The organism is Vibrio sp. 1874 (genome assembly GCF_033344395.1).
In the GTDB taxonomy this organism is placed as follows: Bacteria; Pseudomonadota; Gammaproteobacteria; order Enterobacterales; family Vibrionaceae; genus Vibrio; species Vibrio alginolyticus.
In genome coordinates this window covers 59,141-83,891 of record NZ_JAWPOR010000009.1, presented here as the reverse complement: position 1 = coordinate 83,891, position 24,751 = coordinate 59,141, and the positions used below count along the sequence as shown (strand labels likewise).

Here is a 24,751-nt window from a genome sequence, read left to right as displayed (position 1 = left end):
CATTGTGATTACTCACTTAATTAGTAATCAAATAACCAAGACTCAAGGAGAGCCACATGACGGACATCGTAGTATTTGGAGAAGATTTTGGTGGGTTACCCTCTTCCACTCAGCATATTGTCAAGCGACTAGCAGCGAACCATCGAATCCTTTGGGTTAACTCCATTGGCCTTCGTCAACCTAAGCTGGATTCTAAAGACATACAGCGTGCGTTAAACAAACTCACTCGTGTATTTCATAACGTAGGCTCACACAAGCCAACATTGGACTCTGAAACAAACCCAAACATTCACATCATCAACTTGCTCACCATTCCTGCCCCTAATTCTGCATTAGCAAGAAAAGTGGCCGCTAAGATGATGAAACACCAACTCAACAAACAATTACAAGCTCTTGGTTTTGATAAGCCTGTATTTTGGACGTCGCTCCCGACTGCTGCCGATGTTTGTGCAGAAATGAACCCACGTGGACTGATTTACTATTGTGGCGATGACTTTAGCGCTTTAGCTGGTGTTGACCACGACACGGTAACAAAGCACGAACGTACTCTTGTTAATGCGGCCAACGTTATCTTTACGGCAAGCGAAACACTCTCCACCAAGTTTCCATCACATAAAACCGTCACTTTGCCTCATGGTGTCAACGTTAGTCTGTTTTCTGAGCCAGCACCGAAGGCCAAAGACTTGCCTGACAACGGCCGCAAAGTGCTGGGCTTTTATGGTAGTTTGTCTGAATGGTTAGATTACGACTTAATTGCCCAAGTCGCAGACCAAGCGCCTGACTGGGATCTCGTGTTCATCGGCCCCAACGAGTTCAGTGACAATCCACTTCCACAAAGAAGCAACATATACTACCTGGGCCCGAGAGCGCATCACACTCTGCCACGTTACTCTCAACACTGGGATGCCAGTTGGTTGCCCTTTGTTGATAACGCTCAAATCAAAGCGTGTAATCCGCTTAAACTTCTTGAGTACTTGGCAACAGGAACCCCCGTTATTAGCACGTCGTTTCCTGCATTAATGCCGTACAAGCATATGCTCCACATAGTTCAAAATGTCGAAGATGTATGCGCCAGTCTCGATCACCTGATCCCACCCCCGGCAAACTCAAAGCAATATGTTCAACAGCAAAGCTGGGAAGCAAGAGCCAACCAAGTTGATAAATTAGTGAGGGCGCTATGAACGATTTAAGAGAAAACCTCAGCGTACTGTTACATGGAGCTTGGAGACGTCGCTACATGATCGTTATTCCTATGCTTGTCTTGCCGGTGCTGGGTTTCATCGTAAGTAAACTGGTTCCGACGACTTATGTTGCTCATACCAGCATGCTTATTCAAGAGACAGCGAAAATGAACCCGTTCCTTCAAGACCTTGCCGTCTCAACAATGCTGAAAGACCGATTGAGCGCACTCAGTACTCTGCTAAAAAGCCGACACGTTTTGTATTCAGTCGCAAAAGAACAATCGTTGATCAATGACGAGATGAGTGCAAAAGAGCAAGAGTTCATCATAAAAGATCTCGCGTCGCGCCTGTCTGTTCAGCCACTCGGTAAAGACTTCATTCAAATTCAATTGCAAAGTGGTAAATCAGAAGGAATGGAGTCGATGCTGCTGTCTGTCAGAGAGCATTTTGTCGAACAGCTTTTGGCTCCTGAGCGTTCTTCGATTAAAGATTCGAGCCATTTTTTGACTATCCATATCAACAAACGCAGGGAAGAACTAGACAAGGCTGAACAAGCCTTTGCAGAATATAAAAATACTTACTCAGACGCGACGCCCGAAATGCAAGCTCAAAGCCTTACTCGCCTTGCTAGCCTCAAACAAACGTTAGCCGAAAAGGAGGCGGAGCTTGCTGGTGTTTCACGAAGTCTAGGCAGTTTGGATCAACAACTATCCAAAACGAACCCGGTTATCGGTAAACTGGAAGAGCAAATCATCGACATTCGTAGTGAACTTACCCTGCTTCGCGCTAAATACACAGAGGCGCATAGTTTGGTGCAAGGTAAGTTGCGAGAATTAAACCGGTTGGAGCAGGAACGCTCGGTACTCTTGAACTCTAAACAACCAGAACTAAACAGTGCTCAACTATGGGATATCGCGAGCAATACCACAGTAAACAGTCTTGGCGAAGCACAGCCTCTACTTGTCTCCCAACTACATCAATTACAAATGATGCGCGGACGTTTTGAAGCACTTACGGAAGAAACCAACAGCTTGCGAGACATGATCCAAGAATTAGAGCGAAATGCGCACCAATTTGGGAGCACAGCAACAGAAATCAACCGCTTAGCTCGTGACGTCGCAGTGAAGAGAGAAATGTATGATGAACTCGTCGAACGCTATGAGATGGCCCAACTAACGGGTTCTTTGGGAGAGTTTGAAGAGAATAAGCGCGTAAAAATCATTGATGAACCGTTCACGCCAACGATTCCAACTAACTTACCTAGTTTTGTATTTGTCATTTTAGGATTTATTGGTGGCGCTGGTTTAGGCATTGGATTAGCGACGATACTAGAGTTAGCCGATAACTCTATCCGCTCTAAAAGAGCATTAGAAAAACACCTTGGTGTTCCTGTCATCACCACTTTACCTAACGTAGTGTACGGAAACTAACCGCCATAAGAACTCATTTACAAGCACTCGGTCGGCGAGTGCTTTTCTTTTACTACTGCCTTATACAGCCTCATAGCATGTCCACTAATATGAATCTCAAATTGAGAATAAACATAAAGCCTCACAAACATCAATATTAACTTATTGTTTTTAAATGATTAATTTTTTGGCACGCAGTCTGCAATTCCTAAATAAACAAAGAACTCAACGAGGGTTTGAAAATGGAATTCAGACAAAAACACAATAACACTAAGCACAGCAAAAAAGTGATATTACACGTCGTGCAACACTTAGCTCCTGGTGGTTTAGAAACGCTCGTACTAGAAATGCTTCGTTTTGCGCAGCCCAACCATTCCGTTTTTGTCGTGAGCTTAGAAGGAAGCAAAGAACATGCACTACAAGGCTGGCAAAAACTATTGCCCTACCAAGGCCAACTGCACTTTCTTAATAAGAAACCTGGATTCAGCGGAAAAACCATCAGTACGCTGACTTCCATGCTCAAAGGACTTAAGCCTGACGTGGTCCACACCCATCATATCGGCCCACTTCTGTATGGTGGTATTGCTGCACGTTTAGCGCACGTACCTGTAGTGATTCATACCGAGCACGACGCATGGCACCTTAATAACAAAAAATCAGCTCGACTACAGTCCCTTTTGCTAACGATGATTCGCCCGCAAGTAGTTGCGGATGCTAACTTTGTCGCCCATCAAATACAGACTAAGTTAAAGTATCGCAAAATTTGTACTATCCATAACGGGATTGACTGTCAGAAGTTTAAAAGCGGTGACCAAACGGCAACAAGACACTTGTTTGAACTTCCAACCGACAAAATCGTGATTGGCGTTGCCGGGCGTCTAGAAGCAGTTAAAGGCCATAAAGTGCTTATCGAAGCATTCTCTCATCTTACGCCAAACACACACCTAGCCATTGCTGGAGATGGTTCTCAGCGAGTTCAATTGGAAGCACAAGTTAGAACGTTAAAACTTGAAGATCGAGTAACCTTTTTAGGCTTGGTCGACGATATGCCCAGCTTTTACCAAAGCCTAGACTTGTTTTGCTTACCATCACTTCAAGAGGGATTTCCTCTCTCAACCCTCGAGGCTCAAGCATGTGACATTCCTTGCGTCGCGACGGATGTTGGCGGCGTGAAAGAGACGCTCTGTCCGAACAACAGCACACTGGTTGAAGCAAATCGCGTGTTTTCGTTGGCCGAAGCGTTATCACAGCAACTGGAATCATCACACCATTCTCCTCGAACTTTTATTCTCAAACACTTTGATATCAGAGACATGGTGAGTCGCTACTCACGTTTGGCCAAGGAGGCTAGTTATGAATGATTTACTTTGGATTATAGGGTTTGGTTTATCCGCGTTTTTGATTGTCTATCATCACGTTGGGTACCCACTGCTCCTTAAGTGGCTTCCTTTAAAACAGCAAGACGAAGCCAAAGCACCATTTGTAGAGCGAGCTTACAAAGCCTCCAAAACAGACAGCCAGCTACCCTCTATTACTGTCATCGTGCCCGCCTACAATGAAGAACAATGGATAGCAGAGAAGATCCGTAACCTTGCGAGCCTAGACTACCCGAGGGATAAATTAAGAGTAGTGATCGCATGTGATGGCTGCACAGATAACACAGCCGAGATTGCTCAAGCGACAATTCAAGAAGCAATCTGCTCTGATACTCTGTTCATTATTAATGATCACCAAGTCAATCGTGGTAAAGTTGCCCTACTCAACGAAGAAATGCGTCATGTTAGCTCGGACATTACCGCACTGAGTGACACGTCGGCATTGATTTCTTGCGATTCTCTATTGCTAGCTAGTCAGCATTATCAAAATGAGAACGTTGGAGTGGTTAACGCAACATATCAAATAATGAGCACTGATAACCAAGGTGAAGCGGCGTATTGGCAATACCAGTCTCGAGTAAAGCACCAAGAATCTTTGTTAGGTTCAACGATTGGTTCCCACGGTGCGTTTTACACTTTCAGAACTCACTTATTTGAACCACTGGAAGTTAGCACCATTAATGACGACTTTATTCTCCCTATGAGAATCGTTTTGCGAGGCTATAGCGCTATTTACGAGCCAAACATGCTGGCTCTTGAACTAGAACAGAGCTCAGACAACGCAGATTTCAAGCGGCGCCTAAGAATTTCAGCGGGTAACATGCAGCAGCTCATGCAATTAAAGAAATTACTGCTACCTCGTTATCGTGGCACTGCCTTTGCATTTCTATCGGGAAAGGTTCTGCGCTTAGCAACACCCTATTTGATGATTGTTTGCTTTATTTGCTCACTACTACTGGCACACAATCCGCTGTTTCAAGTAATGCTGTCCGCACAAGTTGGTATTTATAGCATCGCGCTTATCACTTACTTGATGCCAGCACTTAACACAATTAAACCTTTTAAGCTGATTAGCTACATCGTCATTGGTCATCTCGCCAACTTTATCGGCGGTATGAAGTATTTACTCGGAATGGAAAATGGACGTTGGAAACGCGTCAACCAATAAGGAAAGCATCATGAAAAACTCACGCTACGATTCAAATGTATGCCACGCGAAAAGAACGTTTGATGTACTGGTTGCAATGCTTATTTTGGTCGTCACTGCACCGCTATTCCCATTTATCGCGCTAGCTATAAAAATCACATCGAAAGGCCCAGTGATCTATCGTCAACTGCGTGTTGGGCGCTGTACACCAGAAAAAATGGATCTTTTTCAAATCATGAAGTTTCGCACCATGTATATTGATGCAGAGCAACGCTCTGGCGCAGTATGGGCAACTGAAAATGATCCCCGCATCACGCCAGTAGGACGCTTTTTACGCAAAACGCGTTTAGATGAACTACCTCAACTGTTTAATGTGTTGAGAGGTGAAATGTCGATGATTGGGCCGCGCCCAGAACGCCCAGCTTTCTACCAGAAATTGGAAGATGAAATCCCCTATTTTGTAGAGCGCACATATGGCGTGTTACCAGGTATCACAGGCTTAGCTCAGGTTAACCAAGGCTATGATGCATGCATTGAAGATGTAAGACGCAAAGTTGGGTTTGACCACAGTTACGCACTAAGCTTAGGTTCGTTTTACTCTTGGATTTCAATGGACCTTTCAATCATGAGCAAAACATTCGTTGTGATGATTGACGGACGAGGTCAATAACTTCCGGTTCTGGTAACGGTCATTCTTGCCACTGGCGTCGCATCTTTTCTATCGTCGCTGGTGGTACATCATGAATGCTTTGATACGCTCCGTGGCACACTTTAATTTCCACCTCGATGCGCTTCTTCATGCAGTAGTCCATGTAACGCTTCATCTCCCAATGTCGAACAAACGTATTGCTCACAATCACGACTCTCCCTTTGTTCAACCACTTTCTAGTTTGCTGAAAACACCACTCATGCGCTTGAGGTAATTGAACTGGTTCAAAGTGATAATCACCTTCATCATTTTCAAAATACATGTCAGCTTCAAAATGCTTAGCACCAAGCTCTATCGCTAGTTGTTTTGCTAAGGTTGTTTTACCTGAACCCGGAAGTCCACGAATAAGAATGAGTTTAGCCAGTGACATAATGCAGTTTAATGAGGTGGGAATAAGCCTAAACTGTAACGAAATTATTGGAAAAGAAAAGTAGAAATAAAAAATGCCGAGCACATTAGGCTCGGCATTTAAACTCAATCATGGATCGTGTTGTATTTATTTGTAAGCTGGCAGTTCTGTTCTTAACCCTTTCACCAAACTTACGCACATCAACAGCAGAACAAAAGTAAACGGTAATCCTGTTGCAACAACACCTGATTGCAATGCTTGCAGGGCTTCTTTACCACCAACCCAAAGCATTACGGCTGCAATTGCACCTTCAATACACGCCCAGAAAATGCGTTGCGGTACTGGTGCATCAATCTTACCACCGGCGGTAATACTATCGATAACCAGTGAGCCAGAGTCTGACGATGTAATAAAGAATACCAGAATCAGCACGATAGAAAGCATTGAAATCACTGAGCTATACGGAAGCGCATCGTAAACATGGAACAGAGTCAATGAAATATCAGTTAGGCCATTTGCACCTAGCTCACCAACTTTATTCACCACTTGGTCAAGCGCGATACCACCAAACACAGACATCCAAATCAAAGTAACAACTGTAGGAATAACGATGACTGCGAATAAGAATTCTCGAACCGTACGACCTTTAGACACACGCGCGATAAACATACCAACAAACGGTGACCAAGATACCCACCAAGCCCAGTAGAATACCGTCCAGCCGTGCATCCAAGTTTCATCTTCACGACCGTGAGGGTTACTCAATGGAATAATATTTTCAATGTAAGCCATTGTTGTGTCGCGTAGCGAGCTCCACGCCGTATCAAACGTGATGAAGGTAATGAAAATAAGCAGCGCAAACGCAACCACCATATTGACGTTACTCAGTAGCTTAACACCACCATCAATACCACGAATCACTGATAGCACCGCGATAAAGGTAACGAAGGTGATCACAATCATTTGTGTACCAATGCCGCCTTCTAGACCAAAGACATGGTTAATACCACTGGTCGCCTGCTGAGCACCCAGACCTAGCGACGTTGCAAGACCAAATAGCGTCGACAAAACGGCAAGGATATCAATAACGTGACCTAACCAGCCCCATGCACGGTCACCAAAAATTGGATAGAACGCCGCGCGCAATGAAAGTGGTAAACCTTTGTTAAATGCAAAAAACGCTAATGCTAGTGCAACGAGTGCGTAAATACTCCAACCATGCACACCCCAGTGGAACATAGTGGCACCCATCGCGAGGGATTTTGCTTCTTCGGTGTATGGTACTGCGTTCAGTGGCATTCCCCACCAATCAGTGAAATACGCGGTCGGCTCAGCCACACTCCAGAACAGAAGACCAATACCCATACCCGCGGCGAAAAGCATCGACAACCAAGAAACGGTTGAGTGATCCGGCGTTGCTTCTTTGCCACCTAAGCGGATTTTACCTAGCGGAGAAAAAAGAAGAGCAACGGCGAACAATAAGAAGAAGTTTGTCGACCACATAAAAAACGCATCAAACTGTTCGATAATTCCGTTTTTTAGACCGTTTAATACGTCTCGAGCAGTGGTTGGCTCAACAAGAAGAAGTGAAATCAGACAGAAAACAACGAGCCCCGCACTAATGCCAAAAACCGGGTTATGTATATCGAATCCCCACTTTTGAACGTTATCCTGTCCAACCTGATAATCGGTTGTATCAATACTATATTTTTTAAATGCATTATCCATAAATACAAATTTAACGTGAATTTGAAACGCCCCTCAGGTGAGAAGAACTCCAATACCGCCCTCCATTAATTTGAACTCTAAAGTTTTAAAGCGGGAAGAATTTTAGCAGCAATCACATATTTTTGCAAAAAGTCGTGATTTATTGCATTTTAAGCTCAATTCGAGACAGATGAAGGGGAAATAATATCAACACAAAAATTATGAGGTCTAACGATTGATTTTGTCGTAGGTTGTAGACTAGAAAAGACACAAGAAATACTTAAGTTCATAGCCAGTCACTGCGCAAATAGAGAAGACCTGCGCTGATTTGGTTTCACAATTAACGACGAAACCAAATCAGCAAACCTTTCATCCAGCGAGCGTTATAAGAAATGGAAGGTGATGTTCCCTGTTACGCTGCTAACGGTATCGCTATCGCCTTCAATATCCACGCCAAACGCTTGATAACTCGCGCCCACAGACACATTGTCAAGCAAGAAGTATTCGGCACCAACACCATACATATAAGAGACGCCATCATCTTTGTCTAAGTTTCTCAGTCCACCGTCATAATCAACGTTGAATGCATTGATGCCGCCTTTTGCGTAAACGTGTAACGGGCCGAAGTCGATACTAGGTTTCGCCGCTAAATAGAATGAATCAAAATCAGCGCTACCCCTGCTGCCACTCAAAGATAAATCCACTTTGCCGTGGTTAAAGTAGCCTGCCTCAATGCCAATGAATGGCAAAATACCAGTACCGACATGAATACCATAAGTTGTATCATTTTCGCTGTCGATATCGGACTGACCAATTTGGCCACCAGCGTAAATCCAAGAGTCAGCCATTGCTGACGTTGAGCACAACGTTAGAGCGAATAACGAGAGTGTTTTTTTCATACTATCCCTTCCTGATCGATTCCTAAGCGAAACATTACGCAAATATGCGCATTTAATCGCCACTATATATTGGAAAGCATAGGCATTTTAAGACTCTAAAAGTGAATAATTTATGTTCAACTTTTGTTTTGTGACTTCCAGACAAAAAAACACCGACATAAAGCCGGTGTGTTTCATATGGTGTTAGAAAGCTTGACGCTTATAGGAAATGTAGTGTTGCGTTAACAGAGAACGTGCTGATATCGTCTTTACCAGCAGTGTAGTTCATGTAGCTAGCACCAACAGACATTGGGCCAAAAATGAAGTACTCAGCACCCACACCGTACATTAGGTCCAAATCGTCATCGTCTTTGCCACCTTTCACTTTTTTGTCCCACTGATGGAAACCACCTTTTGCGTACACGTGTAGCGGACCGAAGTCGATACTTGGCTTAAGTGCTGCGTAGTAAGAAGTTAGCTTAGTGTCTTGACCATTTACGTTGAACTCACCGTGCTGTGTTACACCAGCTTCAACACCAATGATAGGTAGAATGCCTGTACCAACGTGAACAGAGTATGATGTGTCCGTATCACCTTTGTAGTCAGACTGACCTACTGTTGCACCACCGTAAATCCAAGAATCCGCCATTGCCGCAGAAGATGCGCCAAGTAGCGCCACTGCTAATAGAGTTTTTTTCATCATCTACCTTTACTCTTTATTATTCCCACGTCTGCATAACTCAGTCGTTGGTACTACAAATAAAGGGAGGCGAACTATTGCCTCCCAGAACTAAAAAATAATGCTTATTGAGTTACTAGCAATTAGTGTACCAGCAACTTCTTAAGCGATAATTACAAATCTGACACTATTTTACTGGTTGATTAGCAAGCATCAATCGCGTTTTTGACTCGTTTATCAGAAACAGGATAAGGAGTGCCTAATTGTTGAGCAAAGTAACTCACGCGAAGTTCTTCAATCATCCAACGCACTTCTTTTACATTTTCAGGAATGGCCACACCTTTCGGGATCTTGTTCAGCAACTCTTTATAGTCTTGAGTCACAGATTCAATCTTCAGCATATGTAAACGATCTTTGTTTGGATCGATTGGCAACTTCTCCATACGGCGCTCTATCGCGCGCATGTAGCGAAGAATATCCGGCAAGCGCTTCCAGCCACATTCCGTTGCAAAGCCTTTGAAGATCAAGCCTTCAATTTGTGCTTTGATATCGGACAGAGCAAACGCCATTGTGAAGTCGATCTTGCCTTTTAGCTTCTTATTGATGCTAAACGCCGTGGTCAGAATAGTCTCAACCTGTTGAGCAATCTCTACAACGGTGTCACCCAATTCAGCACGAACGTGTTCTTTCAACGCTTCGAACTTCTCTGGCTCCCAAACTAAACCACCCTGCTCTTCAATAAGCTTATCGACACCACAGGCAATGCAGTCATCTATCAGATCAAGCACTTTGCCGTATGGATTAAAGTACAGACCCAGCTTCGATTTGTTCGGTAAGTTGGCGTGCAAATATTTAATTGGCGACGGCACATTCAATAAAATTAGGCGACGCTGACCAGCACGCATTGCCGTTATCTGCTCGTACTCTGTTTCGTAGAGTTTGATTTCAACGCTGTCTTTGCTATCAACAAGTGCCGGATACGCTTTTACATCGTAGCCGCCACGTTTTTGTTGATACACTTTCGGCAATTCGCCAAAACTCCACGTATGCAGACCTTGCTGTTCGATATCGTCATCCGCAACTTTGGAAAGCGTTTCTTGAACTTTGTCTTTCAAACTTTCTTTCAGTTCATGAAGGTCTTTATGTTCCTTCAGTTTACGATTTCGATGATCAACCGCGCGGAACGTGACTTTCAAGTGCTCAGGTACTTGTTCCAAGTTCCAGTCTTCACGCAGTACCTCTACGCCCGTCATGCGTCGCAACTCTTTCTCTAATGAATCTAGCAGCGGCGCTTCCATTGGCGTGACACGTGCTAAGAATGCATCGGCATAGTTTGGCGCAGGCACAAAGTTCTTACGAATTGTCTTTGGCAACGATTTAATCAAGCTAACCACAAGCTCATGGCGTAAACCTGGGATCTGCCAATCAAAACCCGCTGGTTCAACTTGGTTTAAAATCGGCAACGGCAAATGTACTGTGACACCGTCACTATCATCGCCTGGTTCAAATTGGTAACTCAATTTGAGCTTCAAACCATTTTGATGCCAGAAGTTCGGGTAATCCAAATCGGTCACATGGCTAGCATCACCCTTGAACAGCATCTCTTTTTCAAAGTTCAGCAGTTCCGGATTTTCTTTAGATGCCTTTTTCCACCACGTATCGAAGTGTTTGCCAGAAACGACTTCAGTACCAACACGTTGGTCATAGAAATCAAACAGCTCATCATCATCCACTAAGATGTCTCGACGACGAGATTTATGCTCAAGCTCTTCCACTTCTTGCAGAAGCTTACGGTTTTGCTTAAAGAACGCGTGTTTGGTTTCCCATTCACCCTCAACCAATGCACTACGAATGAAGATTTCGCGACTTACGGTCGAATCGATACTGCCGTAGTTGACCAAGCGTTTCGGTACGATTGGTACGCCGTAAAGCATCACTTTTTCGTGCGCCATCACCGCAGCGCGTTTCTTCGACCAATGTGGTTCGCTGTAACTACGTTTAATAAGGTGTTTAGCTAACGGTTCAATCCATTCTGGCTGAATCTTTGCGATGATACGACCCCAAAGTTTTGAGGTTTCCACCAACTCAGCAGACATGATCCACTTAGGCTGTTTCTTGAATAGACCTGATGCAGGGAAGATATGGAAACGAGCATTACGCGCGCCTTGATATTCATTCTTTTCTTGGTCTTTCATGCCGATGTGCGACAGCAAACCAACCAAAATGGCACTGTGTACGCCATGGTAAGAAGCGGGCTCGTCGTTAAGCTTGAATTCCATCTCACGCATCGACTGATGAATTTGTAAGTACACATCTTGCCACTCGCGAACGCGCAAGTAGTTCAAATAGTCTTGCTTACACTGTTTGCGGAACTGATTGCTAGACAAGGCTTTTTGCTGCTTTTGGATGTATTCCCACAAATTCACAAATGTCAGGAAGTCCGACTCTTCATGGAAGAAGCGACGATGTTTATCGTCTGACGATTGTTGTTTGTCTGAAGGACGTTCGCGTGGATCTTGAATCGACAAGGCAGCTGCGATGATCATCACTTCTTTAAGCGCACCATATTTTGGCGCTTCCAATACCATACGCGCCAAGCGCGGATCGATTGGCAAACGCGCTAATTGGCGACCAATGGAAGTCAGGCGTTTTTTCGGATCTTTTACCTCAGAGTTAATCGCACCAAGCTCTTCCAGCAAACGCACGCCGTCTTGGATGTTACGTTTATCCGGTGCTTCCACAAACGGAAACGCTTGAATATCACCCAAACCAAGTGCCGTCATTTGCAAGATAACCGACGCTAGATTGGTACGCAGGATTTCAGGATCAGTAAACTCTGGGCGTGACTCAAAATCTTCCTCTGAGTACAGACGAATGCAAATACCCTCTTCCACACGACCACAACGACCTTTACGCTGGTTCGCACTCGCCTGAGAAACTGGCTCAATTGGAAGACGCTGAACCTTAGTACGGTAACTGTATCGACTGATACGCGCCGTACCCGGGTCGATAACGTACTTAATACCCGGAACAGTTAGCGAGGTTTCTGCCACGTTGGTTGCCAGTACAATTCGGCGACCAGTATGAGGTTGGAAAATCTTATTCTGCTCACCTGCCGACAAACGCGCGTAAAGCGGCACAATTTCCGTGCTCTTCAGATTACGTTTGGACAATGCATCTGCGGTATCACGGATTTCACGTTCACCATTCATGAAAATCAGGATGTCACCTAAACCTTCATCGCACAGTTCATCTACCGCTTCGAAGATGCCTTCAAGCTGGTCACGATCATTGTCGTCATCACCGCTTAGTGGGCGGTAACGTGTTTCTACCGGGTAAGTACGACCCGATACTTCAATGATTGGTGCATTGTTGAAGTGTTTTGAGAAGCGTTCTGGGTCGATGGTTGCCGACGTGATGATCACTTTCAAATCAGGACGACGTGGCAGCAACTCTTTCAAGTAACCCAAGATGAAATCGATGTTGAGGCTGCGCTCGTGCGCTTCATCGATAATGATGGTGTCGTATTGATTCAAGAAACGGTCATGCTGAATTTCAGCCAACAAGATACCGTCCGTCATCAATTTGATTTGGGTATTTTCAGAGATCTGATCGTTGAATCGAACCTTGTAACCAACAAACTCACCAAGCTTGGTTTCCATCTCTTCGGCAATACGGTTAGCAACCGAACGCGCTGCAAGACGACGAGGCTGAGTATGACCAATCAGACCAAATTTACCGCGACCAAGCTCAGCACAGATTTTTGGTAGCTGAGTGGTTTTACCAGAACCGGTTTCACCCGCGACGATAACCACTTGGTTTTCTTCGATCGCTTTCGCAATATCGTCACGTTTTTGGCTTACAGGCAGGATTTCTGGGTACTCAATCGTTGGTTTGTAGTTGCTGCGCTGCTCTGCAACCATCATGGATTTTGCGATGTCTAATGCGATTTCGTCGAACACAGCATTACGCGCTGCGTCCTTCTTAATTTTGCTTGCACCAGAAATACGTTTACTCAAGCGGAAACGGTCGCGCATCATGCACTGATTCAGCGCTTTACGCAGAGATGCAGCACTATTCACTTGAGCCTGAGGTGTTTGAGCTTGTTTCGCTGTCGCTTTTTGCGCACCATTTGACGGTGTCGCTTGCTCTTCAGCTAGATTCTTTTTTGGGGGCTGTGACGAAGTCAAAGCGTTTCCTATTCTTTTCATTACAAAAACTGCGCGGATTGTATCACACAAGATCTGTAACAAGATAACCGAAAGCTCATTCAATTTTTTCGAACATGTTCAGCGAATCGCTAGGCTTTTGAACTCACTTACGTTGCTTATAATGGCTCCCATAGTCGAAAGCACTTATTTAAGGAATAACCATTATGTCTCGTGTACTAGCTCTAAAATCAAGCATCCTTGGCGATTACTCTCAATCAAACAAATTGGTTGAAGACTTCATCAAAAATGTAGACCAAGACAAGCTTACTGTTCGTGATTTGGCTGCAAACCCGCTACCTGTTTTGGACTTCGCCGTTGCGACTGCACTGCGCGCTACGGAAGATCTTTCACAAGAACAGCAAGCGGTAGTCGACTTGTCTGACACCCTTATTGAAGAAGTAAAGGCCGCAGACACTTTGGTTATTGCCGCTCCAATGTACAACTTCACCATCCCGACTCAGCTTAAAAACTGGATTGATTTGATTGCTCGTGCAGGCGTGACATTCAAATACACAGAAAACGGTGTTCAAGGTTTGATTGAAGGTAAAAAGGCGATTGTAGTAACGACTCGTGGTGGTATTCATAAAGATTCACCAACTGACAACGTTACGCCGTACCTACGCACTGTACTGGGTTTTGTAGGAATCACTGATGTGGAATTTGTTTACGCAGAAGCGCTAAACATGGGTGAAGATGCAGCTGCAAAAGGCATTTCAGAAGCGCAAAGCCAACTTGCAACAATGGCGTAAGTTAGAATAAACCAGAATACAAAAGGGATTGGTTCGCGCCAATCCCTTTTTGGATCCTGATGCCTTGATCGTATTTATAGGGTCTCTTACATCGTCAAAAACGATTCACTTTCTCCAAGTTGCGTATTGCATCGAGGTAGACTTTTTCTAAAGACCGCTCAGCTTCGCTTATCATATTCTCGATCATCGCATTAAACGCGACATCGCTACGGATTTCTATATTGTCTCCCGCCTTAACGTCAAGAGAGTTGACGTACAACACCAACCATTCATCGCCCTCCAAGTGCCCTTCTCCGTGAATGGCAAAAAAGCGTTTGGCAAATTCAGCGTTGGTACAATTTATCGCTTCAATTTGAAGATTGAATGAGGAGTCGATACTCATGGTGCTCATCCCATCCGATTCATCAGATGCATCACAAACAGCCTTAACTCTGGCACGATATACGAAATTTCTCGTTGAAAGCAGCATAGTATTATTCATCATTACTCATAATGGGCGATAAATAAGTCAGTTGCAAATCCGACTTATATGCATCTCGCGATGCGCTAAAACTCGAACTGGAAATAAATAGTATTGTAGTTACTCCCACCTTTAATTCGCCCAAACTGGGAAGCGCTTTCAAAAATCGCCGAGCGGTGATGCAATGAATAGCCCACCCACATATTGTTCCAGCTCTTTTGGTTGAAGAGATCGCCTACATTGACATCAAACGAGAAATCTAAGTAGTTGAGCAACTTGCTTGGTGTATAACCCTTGTCTTCCATTTCTGTGCCTTCAATATAGGTAATGCTATCAATGTATGACACACCTTCCGCTACACCAAATCGCCAAGTCGTAGGCCAATTAACCGTACAATAAGCCTTAATCGCCATGACGTATTCTGTGCTCGCAGACTGAACACTGGACGACCAGTGATGAACCAACCCTGGCGTTAAATAAATATCAAGAGGAAAACCAAACAGCTCATCCGTTAATGGATGCCCATAAAACAATGAAGTAAGTTGATTGTCGTATGGGTCTTTTTCTCTCTCAAAGCTAAATATTTCACCGATGTTCGAAGGCGTCGCCCAACCATGCGCAATACGTAGATATGCTTTATTGCTCAGTGTCGGTTTCGGAGCTTTGCTTTTATCGTTGAAAAAGCCAAAACCGACAAACACTTCTCCCTGATATCGATCTTCTACAAGCTGACTGTTGTAGGCGTTATCATCTAAGCGAGTAACACTCGTCTCACCCAATAAATACAAATTTGAAGTTACATGGTAACGAGCTTTAATACCAAGATTGGTGTCAAGTCCAGCTCCAATTCTCTCGCCAGTAATATCCTTAAAGGAATAGTATTCACTATTGAAATCAGCGTCTTTGTATCGAATCGTAATCGATGGCTCTAATTCCCAATCACCAAATACATAATTGGCAGCAAGGCGGTAATTAGAGTGAAACTGGAGTTCGTCGTCCGTCATCAACTCTACTTCTGCGCGCCAATTGTCGTTAATGCTATAACGCACTTGCCCACCGAAATCGACTCTGTCCCCTTCATTAGCATTTTGTAGCGACATGGGAATATCGACAAATCTCAATCGCATGAGTGCGCTCGCGCGCCAGTCGGAATCACTCTCGTTATACAAAAAAGCGCCACCTTCAATGCCATTGATATACACATGTTGGTTTTCAAAGAACATCATTGGTACAAATGTACTCACCGTAGAGTCATTATCGGCGGTATAAAACGGAATCGATGCTGTGCGATACATCGCAGCAATCCCCCACGTTTGTTCTTCTGAACCATGCGCAGAAGAAACTGCCGCAGCTAAAGGTAAAGCGAGTGTTGTTAGAATTAATCTCTTCATGAGTTCGAAAAATGTTGGTTGAGAAGCAGGCAAACATCAATGATTTGCCATTAAAAGCTTATGTTCTGCTGATGATAGCCGTTACAATGGCAAATGTTGTCATCCTCGTGACAGTTTGAGTCCCAAGATCATATTAATATTGCACGACTAGGTGAGCTTGTTTGCGAATATTTTACCATCACAACAAGCGCTTAAACTCTAGCTTAGTTCTAAATCAAACATAATGAAGTAAAAAGTGAAAGCATCAGAACTCATCTCTACCTTGAATCATTTACCCGCAGATACAGACCCAGACATTGTGATGGGAGAAGCATGGCTGCCAGAGAGGTTGATAGGGACTCAACTCGATGGTGACATGTTGTTTTTGCACTTTGATAATGCACCAGAAGATGGTCAAGGTGACGAAGAAGGGCGTGGCTTCGTCGAACACGAAATCGACCTAATTAGAACTCGGCTTCAGCAAATTTTGGATGAAGACAGTGATAACGCGTCAAAAGCCGATGCGATGCTTGGTTTGTTCCTTATGGGACATGAACTTAGTAGCTCGCAAGTTATCGAAATATTAGAAGAAGAAGCTGACACATAAGGAGCCGTTTTGCCAGCATTGATGAACACGACTGAAATTTCTTCACTTCCTCTTGTCGTTGCAGGTCCGATCCTACGTAAAGTGACCGCAACTGAAATCAATATTTGGCTAGTCACCACCCAACGCTTGGAGGGTATGGTGCAAATTACGGATGAAAATGCCTCCATCCTTTATCAAGCCCCTTTAAGTGAACAAAAAGAACAGCTTCAAATCGGCCTCAATGCGTGGTGTTGCTTACTTAAATTAGAAGGCGAGTTTCCAACCCATCAAGCGTTACGCTATCAAATAAAAACGCAATATGGCTTAGTGACGGAACTGCTCCCTCACCTAACTTATGAGCGAGATAATACGCCAAACTTGGGTATTGAGTTCCTCGTTAGTGAAAAAGCGGATTATCTCTTACATGGCTCTTGCCGTAATCCCCATCACTTCAGTGATGATACATTGGTCGCTGCGGATCATAAAATCGCGTCTCAATCCATTGAAGAAAGACCAGATATGCTCATCATGAGTGGTGATCAAATCTATGCAGACCATGTTGCAGGCCCCACTCTCGATGCCATTGAGCAAGTCATAGCTTTATTGGGTTTGCCAGGCGAAGAATTCGATCAAGCTCCGATAAAAAATACCAATGACCTCTACCAACACCCTGCTTGCTATTATGGTCGAGATAAATTGTTGCCTCATTATGTGAGTGATGACAGTTTACTAAGTAAGTTTTTTCCACACCGAGGGACACCAATATTCAGCGCCAAAGAGTGTGAGAATCACCTAATAAGCTTTGCTGAGTGCTTTGCAATGTACTTATTGGTTTGGTCTCCGACCTTGTGGAAGCTTGTTCGAACGGATCGTTTATTAGAAAACGAATTTACTGTCGGCGGAGAAGTTCTTGAACCGAAATGGCAGCAGCAATGGCGCGAAGAAAAAAAACAAATTGATAAATTCGTCGCAGGTCTGGACAAGGTTCAACGCTTACTCGCTCACATTCCAACCTATATGATCTTTGATGATCACGATGTCACCGACGATTGGAATCTCACCATAGGCTGGGAACAAGCCGCATACAGCAACACGTTTGCAAAACGCATTATCGGTAATAGCTTGATTGCTTACTGGCTTTGCCAAGGTTGGGGAAATGCGCCAGAAAAATTCAATGATGAATTTATGAGCCTCGCTCAACGCTTTATCGATGAGCGAACCTCGCAAACCCAAGATGCATTTATTCAATATTTATATCGCTTTGAGAATTGGCACTACACCATTCCTACGACACCAAAAGTTGTCGTGCTAGATACACGAACCAGACGCTGGCGTTCTGAGTCTAAAATGAACAAACCTTCTGGCTTAATGGACTGGGAAGCGATGATTGAGTTCCACCAAGAACTCGTGCACCAAGACAAAGTTGTTATTGTTTCTGCCGCGCCAATGTTTGGTGTGAAATTTATCGAAGCACTACAACGTGTGGTGACCATGCTTGGTAAACCATTGATGGTTGATGCTGAAAACTGGATGGCTCACCCCGGAAGTGCGAATACTCTTATTAGTATTTTCACACACACAAAGACACCAACTAACTTTGTTATTCTCTCTGGCGACGTACACTACTCTTTTGCATACGATATTAAGCTCCGCTATCGAAAAAACAGTCCGAATATCTATCAAATCACCTGTAGTGGAATTAAAAATCAGTTCCCTACACAACTGCTCAATATTTGTGATGGCCTAGATAGACTGCTATACAGCCCTCGCTCACCTTTAAACTGGTTCACAAAACGTAAACGACTCAAGATTTACAAACGCGCACCAAGTACGCACAACTTTTATCGCTTGGTTAACCATAGTGCCATTGGTGAGCTACGCCTTGATGATGAAGGCAAACCAAGTCAAATTAGTATTCTGACGAGTGATGGTGACGAAGTTCATTTTCCACCGACACGTGCTGAAAGCTGAGTATCAATCCCCAAATGACTTGCCCTTTGTAAGAGGCAAGTCACCTTGAACTAACTCAGGAGTTTAGGTTTTTTGGGGAGAAAGTGGCCGTTCTTAAATGTCAACGGCGTGCTAAATTTGGTATCGCACCTTGAGATCTTCCGTATTTATTACCATGTTAACCAAATAAACAATAGCTCGGTGTTCATTATGTTTAATTCTCTCACATCATTATTTAAACAACTCATTGATGGCTCTGATTTAAGCCAAACCAACACACTTTCCCCTAACATGGCTATCGCGTGTTTGCTTTGTGAAGTTTCTGGCGCAGACCATAGTGTCGATGATAGAGAACAAGAAACAAAGCGCTCTTTATTGATGAAACTGCTTTCGTTAAATGAAGAAGAATCATATACTTTGTTAGAGCAAGCGCAACAGAAAATAAAAGATTCCGCTTCGCTGTACGACTTTACCTCTCAACTAAGAGAACTGACTCAAGAAACTCGTTACAACTTAATCAAAAGCATGTGGGAAGTCGCTTACGCAGACGGCGAAATTGACCCGCTAGAAGACGCGGTGATCCGTAAAACAGCAGAGCTACTCTATGTTGATCACAGCGAGTTCATTCGAGCGAAGTTACAGTCTCAGTAAAGTGACGAGATGAGTATATAAGTCGCTGGCTAACTCTAAGCTACCCCTAGAATGACAACAGATATCGCTTCTGTAGCCATAAAAAAACGCGCACTCTGCGCGTTTTTCAATAAGCCAACGACATTGTTATTAAAATACTGGTCAAGGTATGTGTTTAGCTCTTTCCACACTAAACAGACTGCATGACAAAACAACAATGGTTGGATGATTATTTAATTACAAGCTAGCTAGGTTCGAATAACTAAAACATGGTCAAAGCAAGCTTAGCTAAGTTGTATGCATCTACATAGCCAGAGTGTTGACGCCCTTCCCAGTCTATTCCTTTTGCTTCTTGAGCGGCTCGATGGCCTATACGTTTATCTTTAAGACGATTTTGAATACGGTAGAGTGTCGCTAAGTTGATGAACTCTGTGAACGGTGCTTCAATACCTTTTTGCTTACACTCTTCTAGAAGAATGAGGTCATCTCGCCCCCAAGATGCAAAGATTTTGTTGCGACCACCGAAGTTCTTAACCATGGATTTAAGCACTTCTTCTAGTGGGCGTCCTTGTTTTTCAATCTTACGTGGTGTGATGCCCGTTAACTCAGCGCAAAACAGAGACACTTCATCGTGTTCTGGTTTCACGTAGTATTGAGCACGCTTGACTATCTCACCTTTAGACAAATCTATTTCAGCTAACCCCACTTCGATAATTTCACCCGTGCTGCCGACGCCATTTTCGTTCCAGCAACACATTTCTAAATCGAAGCATACAATACGGTTATGGTTCATAGTTTGCCTTGGTTCCTAACATAAAAATTTAAAGCGTGCGATTCTATCGTAACACGGCGTAAAACTCGAATTTGTGCGCCCATTTAATCGCCGATCGACACATTATTACGGCCGTTTTTTTTACTCAAATAGAGTTGACTGTCCATTTTGTGATACAAGCTCTCAGGATCTTCTTCTTTATGGATAACCGCACCGATACTCAACGTACAGATGATTGACGCATCACCATAATCAAAAGCCGTACTTGCCACAACACTCCGTAACTTTTCTAGGTAAGCTTCTAGCACTGCTCTATCAATGACTTTAGAAATAATACAAAACTCGTCACCACCAGCGCGGTAAAACTTATCTCCCGGTTTTAAATTAGCACTGACCAGCTTAGTGACATGTTGCAACGCTTCATCTCCACCTAAATGGCCGTGTTTGTCATTAATCACTTTGAAGTGGTCGATATCAAAACCAACCAAGGCGAAGTTAACACCTTTGTTTATCTGATTAAGCAAGTGATCGTTGAATGCTCGGCGATTCAGTAGTTGAGTTAGAGGGTCTCGCTCTGCCATTCTTTTTAATTCAACGGTTTTGAGCTCCAACATGACCGCTAAGCGCTCTTTTTCTCGAGACTGTAAATTCACAATCCAACTGATCAAAAAGGCGATTACCAATCCGGCTAGCGTCGTGCCCGCTAAAATAGAACGCTCCCAAGCTGAGACTGCGTCAGAAAGTTTAAAGTCAATACGCCATTCACGGTTAGGCAGTTGAATGGTTCGGCTTATAACGGTTCCTCGAATGTTATCCCAGCTAGCACTTTGAAAGAGAACAGGGTCATCTGCTGCGTCGAATCCCAAATCTTCTACGCGCACCGACATATCGAGCTCCGTCGCGGTTTTCGTAATCAAATCCTCAAAGTAAACCGTACTTCGGATAACACCGGTCACTACTCCTAATAAATATTTGTTCTCGAAGTCGAACACTGGATGGAACACCAGCAACCCAGTCTTAGGTATGGACTTGTCATAACCATCTTGCAGTAAGCGAACTTTATCCGAGACATTCGCTCGCCCATTTTCGGAAATATCATCCAAGATTAAATCGAAGCGTTTGCGCGAAAAATAGAAACCCAATAGAGAAAGGTTTTCCGGTGTTCTTGGGTAGATATCCGACGCGATAAAAATTGGCTCATTGTGTTCAAAAATGTACCCGTAGGTTTTGGGACCATCTTTAGGAACGGTAAACGGTTGGAAGTTTGGAAATTTTTGACGGGTCTTTAAAATATGTTCATCAAGATCTTCGAATTCGACCTTTTGCATCCATTGAAGTCCAATGAGACTTCGCGAGCTGTTAATCACTTGTTCCGCATACATGGGAAACGATGGCCAATAGCTTCGCTCAATCGAATGGAAAAAGTTTGCGCCCGCACCAATGAACTTTAGATCATTCTCGACGTTTGCTTTAAGTGATTCTGCTTGTCGGTCGGCTAAAGTATCAAACGTCGTCTGTGTATACCGTTGCTGCATTGTATAAGCAGCACCAACTACACCAGCAGTGACACATAAAGTCGCCAAAAAAGCTAAGATAGAGTCTGAATGTCGTTTTATAAAGCTCTTATGAGCGGTGCTTTGTGTCATATCGTAATTTTTGATACTTCCGTAAGTTAAACTTCGGGATCTATTGAAATACTGCGTTAGCAATGCACAAACATCAAGCAACAACCTATATTGGGGAGTCTGATCGTCGATTTTTCACGCTGTTCGTACGGTATAGTCACGAATTATTACAGCCTTAAGCCTTGAATATGCTACCATCCGTCATCATTTTAATGTCTAAACTTGGTGCAAGATCGCAAAGACGATCGTTTTAGTGAACAAATATGAGCCAATACTGAGCACCAATAAATCAATAGAAAGAGAAAAAACGTCATGAACATTGATTTGAACCTAATTCCTCAAACGTTCGATATGCTTCACGCTGGCCTAACCGCATCGAGCGTTTTGCTTCTTCTAGTTGCAGTGTCGCGCAAATCAAAAGTGGTCGAGAAAGTGGTAGAAAAACCAGTCGAGAAAATCGTCGAGGTTGAGAAACCAGTTGAGAAGATCGTTGAAGTAGAAAAAGTAGTGGAAGTAGAGAAAGTCGTAGAGCGTGTTGTAGAAGTTGAATCAAAACTTGCAACCGCATCAACGGACTCTGCAATGCAGCTGCTTTCTATCATGCAACAAGAAGCTCGTCTGATTGACTTCCTAAAAGAAGACCTAACGTCATTCTCTGATGAAGAAGTAGGCGCAGCTGCTCGCGTAATCCACACTGGCGGTCAGAAAGTACTGAACGACTACGTGACGCTAGCGCACGTTCGTAACGAAGACGAAGAAACTCGCATTACGGTTGAAGAAGGCTTCAACCCACAAGAAATCCGCCTAACTGGCAACGTAACAGGCAGCGCGCCATTTAACGGCACGCTAGTTCACAAAGGTTGGAAGGCAACATCAATGACGTTGCCTAAACTGGCTGAGAACTACGACGCATCTGTGATCGCTCCAGCTGAGGTTGAGCTGTAATGGAACACATGAACCAAGAAAACCATTCTCAAGAAGCGTCTGTTGAAACTCAACAGACGCCTAAATTCAGTGTTGGTATCGACTTAGGTACAACACACTGTGTGATGTCTTTTGTTGATACTCACGACGAAGACGCTCGCGTTGAAGTGATGCCTATCCCGCAGTTGACTGCGCCGGGTACGGTAGAGACTCGCAGCCAATTAGGCTCTTTCCTTTACCAGCCGCACGAACACGAAATGAACCCGCAATCACGCGTTCTTCCGTGGTCGAGCGAGCCAAAAGCTCTAGTTGGTGCAATTGCACGTAACCTAGGTTCAAAAACACCGATTCGCCTTGTTGCAAGTGCGAAATCTTGGCTTTGCCACGCAGGTGTGAATCGTCGTGATGCTTTCCTACCAGCAGGTAGCCCAGAAGAAGTGGAAAAAGTATCCCCTCTTCGTGCGACAGAGCTTTACCTAGAGCACCTAAAAGATGCTTGGAATCACACCAATCCAAATCACAACCTTGCCGATCAAGACGTGACTATCACGGTACCTGCTTCTTTTGATCCTGCTGCTCGCGATCTAACTGCAGAAGCAGCACGCAACGTTGGCTTTGTGCACCTAACGCTTCTAGAAGAGCCACAAGCTGCACTTTACAACTGGATCGATAACAGCAACGACAAATGGCGCGACGAAGTTGAAGTTGGCGACATCGTACTTGTGGTCGATATCGGTGGTGGTACAACCGACCTTTCTTTGGTTGAAGTAACTGAAGACGACGGCAACCTAACTCTGAACCGTATCGCGGTAGGTGAACACATCCTACTTGGCGGTGACAACATGGATCTTGCACTTGCGTACCGCTTGAAGATGAAGCTAGCCCAAGAAGGTAAAGAGCTACAGCCATGGCAAGTTCAGGCAATGACACACGCATGTCGCGACGCGAAAGAAGCGCTATTGAACGACAGCGAACTTCAGTCAGTGCCAATCGTAGTACCAAGCCGTGGTTCTAAACTGCTTGGCGCAACGCTGAAAACAGAACTGACTCAAGAAGAAGTACAACAAACACTGGTTGATGGCTTCTTCCCTCAAGTTACAATTACTGACCATCCTGTTCAACGTAACCGTGGTGCACTAACGCAAATGGGTCTGCCTTACGCACAAGATGCAGGCATTACTCGTCACATTGCAGCGTTCTTGTCTAAGCAAGCCAATGCTCTTTCTGCTTCAGGAAATGGCGCAGAAGCAGCAGCTCAAGATTTCAACCCATTCGCTAACATGCCTGGTATGCCAGGTTCGGATGCAGCGCAATCGGATGACTTCATCAAGCCAACGGCAATCCTATTCAACGGTGGTGTTCTGAAATCGAAACTTCTAGCAACTCGTCTAGAAGACACGATCAACGAATGGTTAATTGAAGCAGATGCAGAAATGGCGAAGCGCCTAACAGGTGTGGATCTAGACCTTGCGGTTGCTAGCGGTGCGGCTTACTACGGCTCTGTACGTCGTGGTCAAGGCGTTCGTATCCGTGGTGGTATTGCTTCGGCGTACTACGTGGGTATCGAAAGTGCGATGCCTGCGATTCCTGGCATGGCGCCTCCAATGGAAGCACTTTGCGTTGCACCATTTGGTATGGAAGAAGGTTCCAGCGTTGACGTACCAAGCCAAGAGTTTGGTTTGATCATCGGTCAGCCGGTTAACTTCCAATTCTTTGGCTCAACGGTTCGTCGTGATGACCTAGCAGGTACTCACCTAGACTACTGGGCACCAGAAGAGCTTGAAGAGCTTCCAGAAATCCAAGTAACGCTACCTGTATCTGAAGGTCGTCGTGAAGGTGAAGTGGTTCCGGTAACCCTAGCCTCTCGCGTCACAGAGCTTGGTACGCTTTACTTAGAAGCCATTGCCGCTGATAACGGTCAAAAATGGCATGTTGAGTTCGATGTGCGCGAAGACGCGAAAAGCAACTCAAACGAAGAAGAATAAATAGAAATCAAACGGCATCCAATCGGGTGCCGTTTTTAAATACACGAAGGTTTG

General features: G+C 44.3%; 20 protein-coding genes. 11 read left to right on the top strand and 9 right to left on the bottom strand.

The window, feature by feature from the left end; genetic code table 11:
• Window positions 1-56 precede the first annotated feature (56 nt).
• From R8N46_RS16215 to R8N46_RS16195, 5 genes are all read left to right on the top strand, one after another.
• Window positions 57-1,181, top strand: a complete 1,125-nt coding sequence (locus tag R8N46_RS16215) for a glycosyltransferase (protein ID WP_054730653.1) — start codon at window positions 57-59, stop codon at window positions 1,179-1,181.
• A complete protein-coding gene (locus R8N46_RS16210) occupies window positions 1,178-2,611 on the top strand; it encodes a GumC family protein (protein ID WP_005377649.1) in 1,434 nt (477 codons plus the stop codon). The genes R8N46_RS16215 and R8N46_RS16210 overlap by 4 nt, the downstream gene beginning before the upstream one ends.
• Before the next feature lie 221 nt (window positions 2,612-2,832).
• A complete protein-coding gene (locus R8N46_RS16205; protein ID WP_054730656.1) occupies window positions 2,833-3,951 on the top strand; it encodes a glycosyltransferase in 1,119 nt (372 codons plus the stop codon).
• Window positions 3,944-5,134, top strand: coding sequence for a glycosyltransferase family 2 protein (locus tag R8N46_RS16200; protein ID WP_064353899.1), 1,191 nt, complete (start codon window positions 3,944-3,946; stop codon window positions 5,132-5,134). Before R8N46_RS16205 ends, R8N46_RS16200 begins: the two co-directional genes overlap by 8 nt.
• Before the next feature lie 10 nt (window positions 5,135-5,144).
• A complete protein-coding gene (locus R8N46_RS16195) occupies window positions 5,145-5,783 on the top strand; it encodes a sugar transferase (RefSeq protein ID WP_054576904.1) in 639 nt (212 codons plus the stop codon).
• A 19-nt stretch (window positions 5,784-5,802) separates the two neighbouring features.
• On the opposite strand, the gene R8N46_RS16190 is transcribed toward R8N46_RS16195, so the two are convergent.
• The 5 genes from R8N46_RS16190 to hrpA form a co-directional block, all read right to left on the bottom strand.
• Window positions 5,803-6,192, bottom strand: a complete 390-nt coding sequence (locus R8N46_RS16190) for an ATP-binding protein (RefSeq protein ID WP_005377656.1) — start codon at window positions 6,190-6,192, stop codon at window positions 5,803-5,805.
• A 126-nt stretch (window positions 6,193-6,318) separates the two neighbouring features.
• Window positions 6,319-7,899 (bottom strand): BCCT family transporter, encoded by a 1,581-nt coding sequence (locus R8N46_RS16185; protein WP_005377659.1) that lies wholly within the window; start codon window positions 7,897-7,899, stop codon window positions 6,319-6,321.
• A 362-nt stretch (window positions 7,900-8,261) separates the two neighbouring features.
• The gene (locus R8N46_RS16180) at window positions 8,262-8,777 is read right to left on the bottom strand and encodes an outer membrane beta-barrel protein (protein ID WP_005377661.1); all 516 of its coding nucleotides are present in this window, start codon (window positions 8,775-8,777) and stop codon (window positions 8,262-8,264) included.
• Between the two features lie 199 nt (window positions 8,778-8,976).
• Complete coding sequence (locus tag R8N46_RS16175) at window positions 8,977-9,456, bottom strand: outer membrane beta-barrel protein (protein ID WP_213972505.1); 480 nt, start codon at window positions 9,454-9,456, stop codon at window positions 8,977-8,979.
• Between the two features lie 182 nt (window positions 9,457-9,638).
• Window positions 9,639-13,625 (bottom strand): ATP-dependent RNA helicase HrpA, encoded by a 3,987-nt coding sequence (gene hrpA, locus R8N46_RS16170; RefSeq protein WP_318098480.1) that lies wholly within the window; start codon window positions 13,623-13,625, stop codon window positions 9,639-9,641.
• A gap of 185 nt (window positions 13,626-13,810) precedes the next feature.
• Here hrpA and R8N46_RS16165 point away from each other — a divergent pair, with 185 nt between their 5' ends.
• A complete protein-coding gene (locus R8N46_RS16165; protein ID WP_005377667.1) occupies window positions 13,811-14,395 on the top strand; it encodes an FMN-dependent NADH-azoreductase in 585 nt (194 codons plus the stop codon).
• Between the two features lie 94 nt (window positions 14,396-14,489).
• On the opposite strand, the gene R8N46_RS16160 is transcribed toward R8N46_RS16165, so the two are convergent.
• Together R8N46_RS16160 and R8N46_RS16155 are read right to left on the bottom strand one after the other, a co-directional pair.
• Window positions 14,490-14,777, bottom strand: coding sequence for a hypothetical protein (locus R8N46_RS16160; protein WP_005389458.1), 288 nt, complete (start codon window positions 14,775-14,777; stop codon window positions 14,490-14,492).
• Window positions 14,778-14,941: 164 nt separating this feature from the next.
• Entirely contained in the window at window positions 14,942-16,246 is a 1,305-nt protein-coding gene (locus R8N46_RS16155; RefSeq protein ID WP_161445195.1) for a MipA/OmpV family protein, read from the bottom strand.
• A 235-nt stretch (window positions 16,247-16,481) separates the two neighbouring features.
• Here R8N46_RS16155 and R8N46_RS16150 point away from each other — a divergent pair, with 235 nt between their 5' ends.
• The 3 genes from R8N46_RS16150 (at window position 16,482) to R8N46_RS16140 (ending at window position 19,412) form a co-directional block, all read left to right on the top strand.
• Window positions 16,482-16,832, top strand: coding sequence for a hypothetical protein (locus tag R8N46_RS16150; protein WP_005377676.1), 351 nt, complete (start codon window positions 16,482-16,484; stop codon window positions 16,830-16,832).
• Between the two features lie 9 nt (window positions 16,833-16,841).
• A complete protein-coding gene (locus R8N46_RS16145) occupies window positions 16,842-18,782 on the top strand; it encodes an alkaline phosphatase D family protein (protein ID WP_017634943.1) in 1,941 nt (646 codons plus the stop codon).
• 189 nt (window positions 18,783-18,971) lie between these two features.
• The gene (locus R8N46_RS16140; RefSeq protein ID WP_115385962.1) at window positions 18,972-19,412 is read left to right on the top strand and encodes a TerB family tellurite resistance protein; all 441 of its coding nucleotides are present in this window, start codon (window positions 18,972-18,974) and stop codon (window positions 19,410-19,412) included.
• Window positions 19,413-19,653: 241 nt separating this feature from the next.
• On the opposite strand, the gene R8N46_RS16135 is transcribed toward R8N46_RS16140, so the two are convergent.
• Both R8N46_RS16135 and R8N46_RS16130 read right to left on the bottom strand, forming a co-directional pair.
• Window positions 19,654-20,184 (bottom strand): 3'-5' exonuclease, encoded by a 531-nt coding sequence (locus tag R8N46_RS16135; RefSeq protein WP_005377684.1) that lies wholly within the window; start codon window positions 20,182-20,184, stop codon window positions 19,654-19,656.
• A gap of 83 nt (window positions 20,185-20,267) precedes the next feature.
• Window positions 20,268-21,809: a sensor domain-containing diguanylate cyclase gene (locus tag R8N46_RS16130; protein WP_005377686.1), complete on the bottom strand. Its 1,542-nt coding sequence runs from the start codon at window positions 21,807-21,809 to the stop codon at window positions 20,268-20,270.
• Window positions 21,810-22,100: 291 nt separating this feature from the next.
• Between R8N46_RS16130 and R8N46_RS16125 the strand changes: the two genes are divergently transcribed.
• Window positions 22,101-22,733, top strand: a complete 633-nt coding sequence (locus R8N46_RS16125; RefSeq protein ID WP_017634945.1) for a DUF2760 domain-containing protein — start codon at window positions 22,101-22,103, stop codon at window positions 22,731-22,733.
• A complete protein-coding gene (locus tag R8N46_RS16120; RefSeq protein ID WP_147289562.1) occupies window positions 22,733-24,697 on the top strand; it encodes an Hsp70 family protein in 1,965 nt (654 codons plus the stop codon). The genes R8N46_RS16125 and R8N46_RS16120 overlap by 1 nt, the downstream gene beginning before the upstream one ends.
• Window positions 24,698-24,751: the final 54 nt, after the last annotated feature.

What these genes read in the sequence shown, in the direction of transcription:
- R8N46_RS16195 (WP_054576904.1), top strand. Translation starts at nt 5,145, where the DNA reads ATGAAAAACTCACGCTACGATTCAAATGTATGCCACGCGAAAAGAACG.
- R8N46_RS16130 (WP_005377686.1), bottom strand. Translation starts at nt 21,809, where the DNA reads ATGACACAAAGCACCGCTCATAAGAGCTTTATAAAACGACATTCAGAC.
- R8N46_RS16210 (WP_005377649.1), top strand. Translation starts at nt 1,178, where the DNA reads ATGAACGATTTAAGAGAAAACCTCAGCGTACTGTTACATGGAGCTTGG.
- R8N46_RS16190 (WP_005377656.1), bottom strand. Translation starts at nt 6,192, where the DNA reads ATGTCACTGGCTAAACTCATTCTTATTCGTGGACTTCCGGGTTCAGGT.
- R8N46_RS16135 (WP_005377684.1), bottom strand. Translation starts at nt 20,184, where the DNA reads ATGAACCATAACCGTATTGTATGCTTCGATTTAGAAATGTGTTGCTGG.
- R8N46_RS16175 (WP_213972505.1), bottom strand. Translation starts at nt 9,456, where the DNA reads ATGAAAAAAACTCTATTAGCAGTGGCGCTACTTGGCGCATCTTCTGCG.
- R8N46_RS16200 (WP_064353899.1), top strand. Translation starts at nt 3,944, where the DNA reads ATGAATGATTTACTTTGGATTATAGGGTTTGGTTTATCCGCGTTTTTG.
- R8N46_RS16155 (WP_161445195.1), bottom strand. Translation starts at nt 16,246, where the DNA reads ATGAAGAGATTAATTCTAACAACACTCGCTTTACCTTTAGCTGCGGCA.
- R8N46_RS16165 (WP_005377667.1), top strand. Translation starts at nt 13,811, where the DNA reads ATGTCTCGTGTACTAGCTCTAAAATCAAGCATCCTTGGCGATTACTCT.
- R8N46_RS16125 (WP_017634945.1), top strand. Translation starts at nt 22,101, where the DNA reads ATGAACATTGATTTGAACCTAATTCCTCAAACGTTCGATATGCTTCAC.
- R8N46_RS16120 (WP_147289562.1), top strand. Translation starts at nt 22,733, where the DNA reads ATGGAACACATGAACCAAGAAAACCATTCTCAAGAAGCGTCTGTTGAA.
- R8N46_RS16215 (WP_054730653.1), top strand. Translation starts at nt 57, where the DNA reads ATGACGGACATCGTAGTATTTGGAGAAGATTTTGGTGGGTTACCCTCT.
- R8N46_RS16180 (WP_005377661.1), bottom strand. Translation starts at nt 8,777, where the DNA reads ATGAAAAAAACACTCTCGTTATTCGCTCTAACGTTGTGCTCAACGTCA.
- R8N46_RS16140 (WP_115385962.1), top strand. Translation starts at nt 18,972, where the DNA reads ATGTTTAATTCTCTCACATCATTATTTAAACAACTCATTGATGGCTCT.
- R8N46_RS16185 (WP_005377659.1), bottom strand. Translation starts at nt 7,899, where the DNA reads ATGGATAATGCATTTAAAAAATATAGTATTGATACAACCGATTATCAG.
- R8N46_RS16160 (WP_005389458.1), bottom strand. Translation starts at nt 14,777, where the DNA reads ATGAGTATCGACTCCTCATTCAATCTTCAAATTGAAGCGATAAATTGT.
- R8N46_RS16205 (WP_054730656.1), top strand. Translation starts at nt 2,833, where the DNA reads ATGGAATTCAGACAAAAACACAATAACACTAAGCACAGCAAAAAAGTG.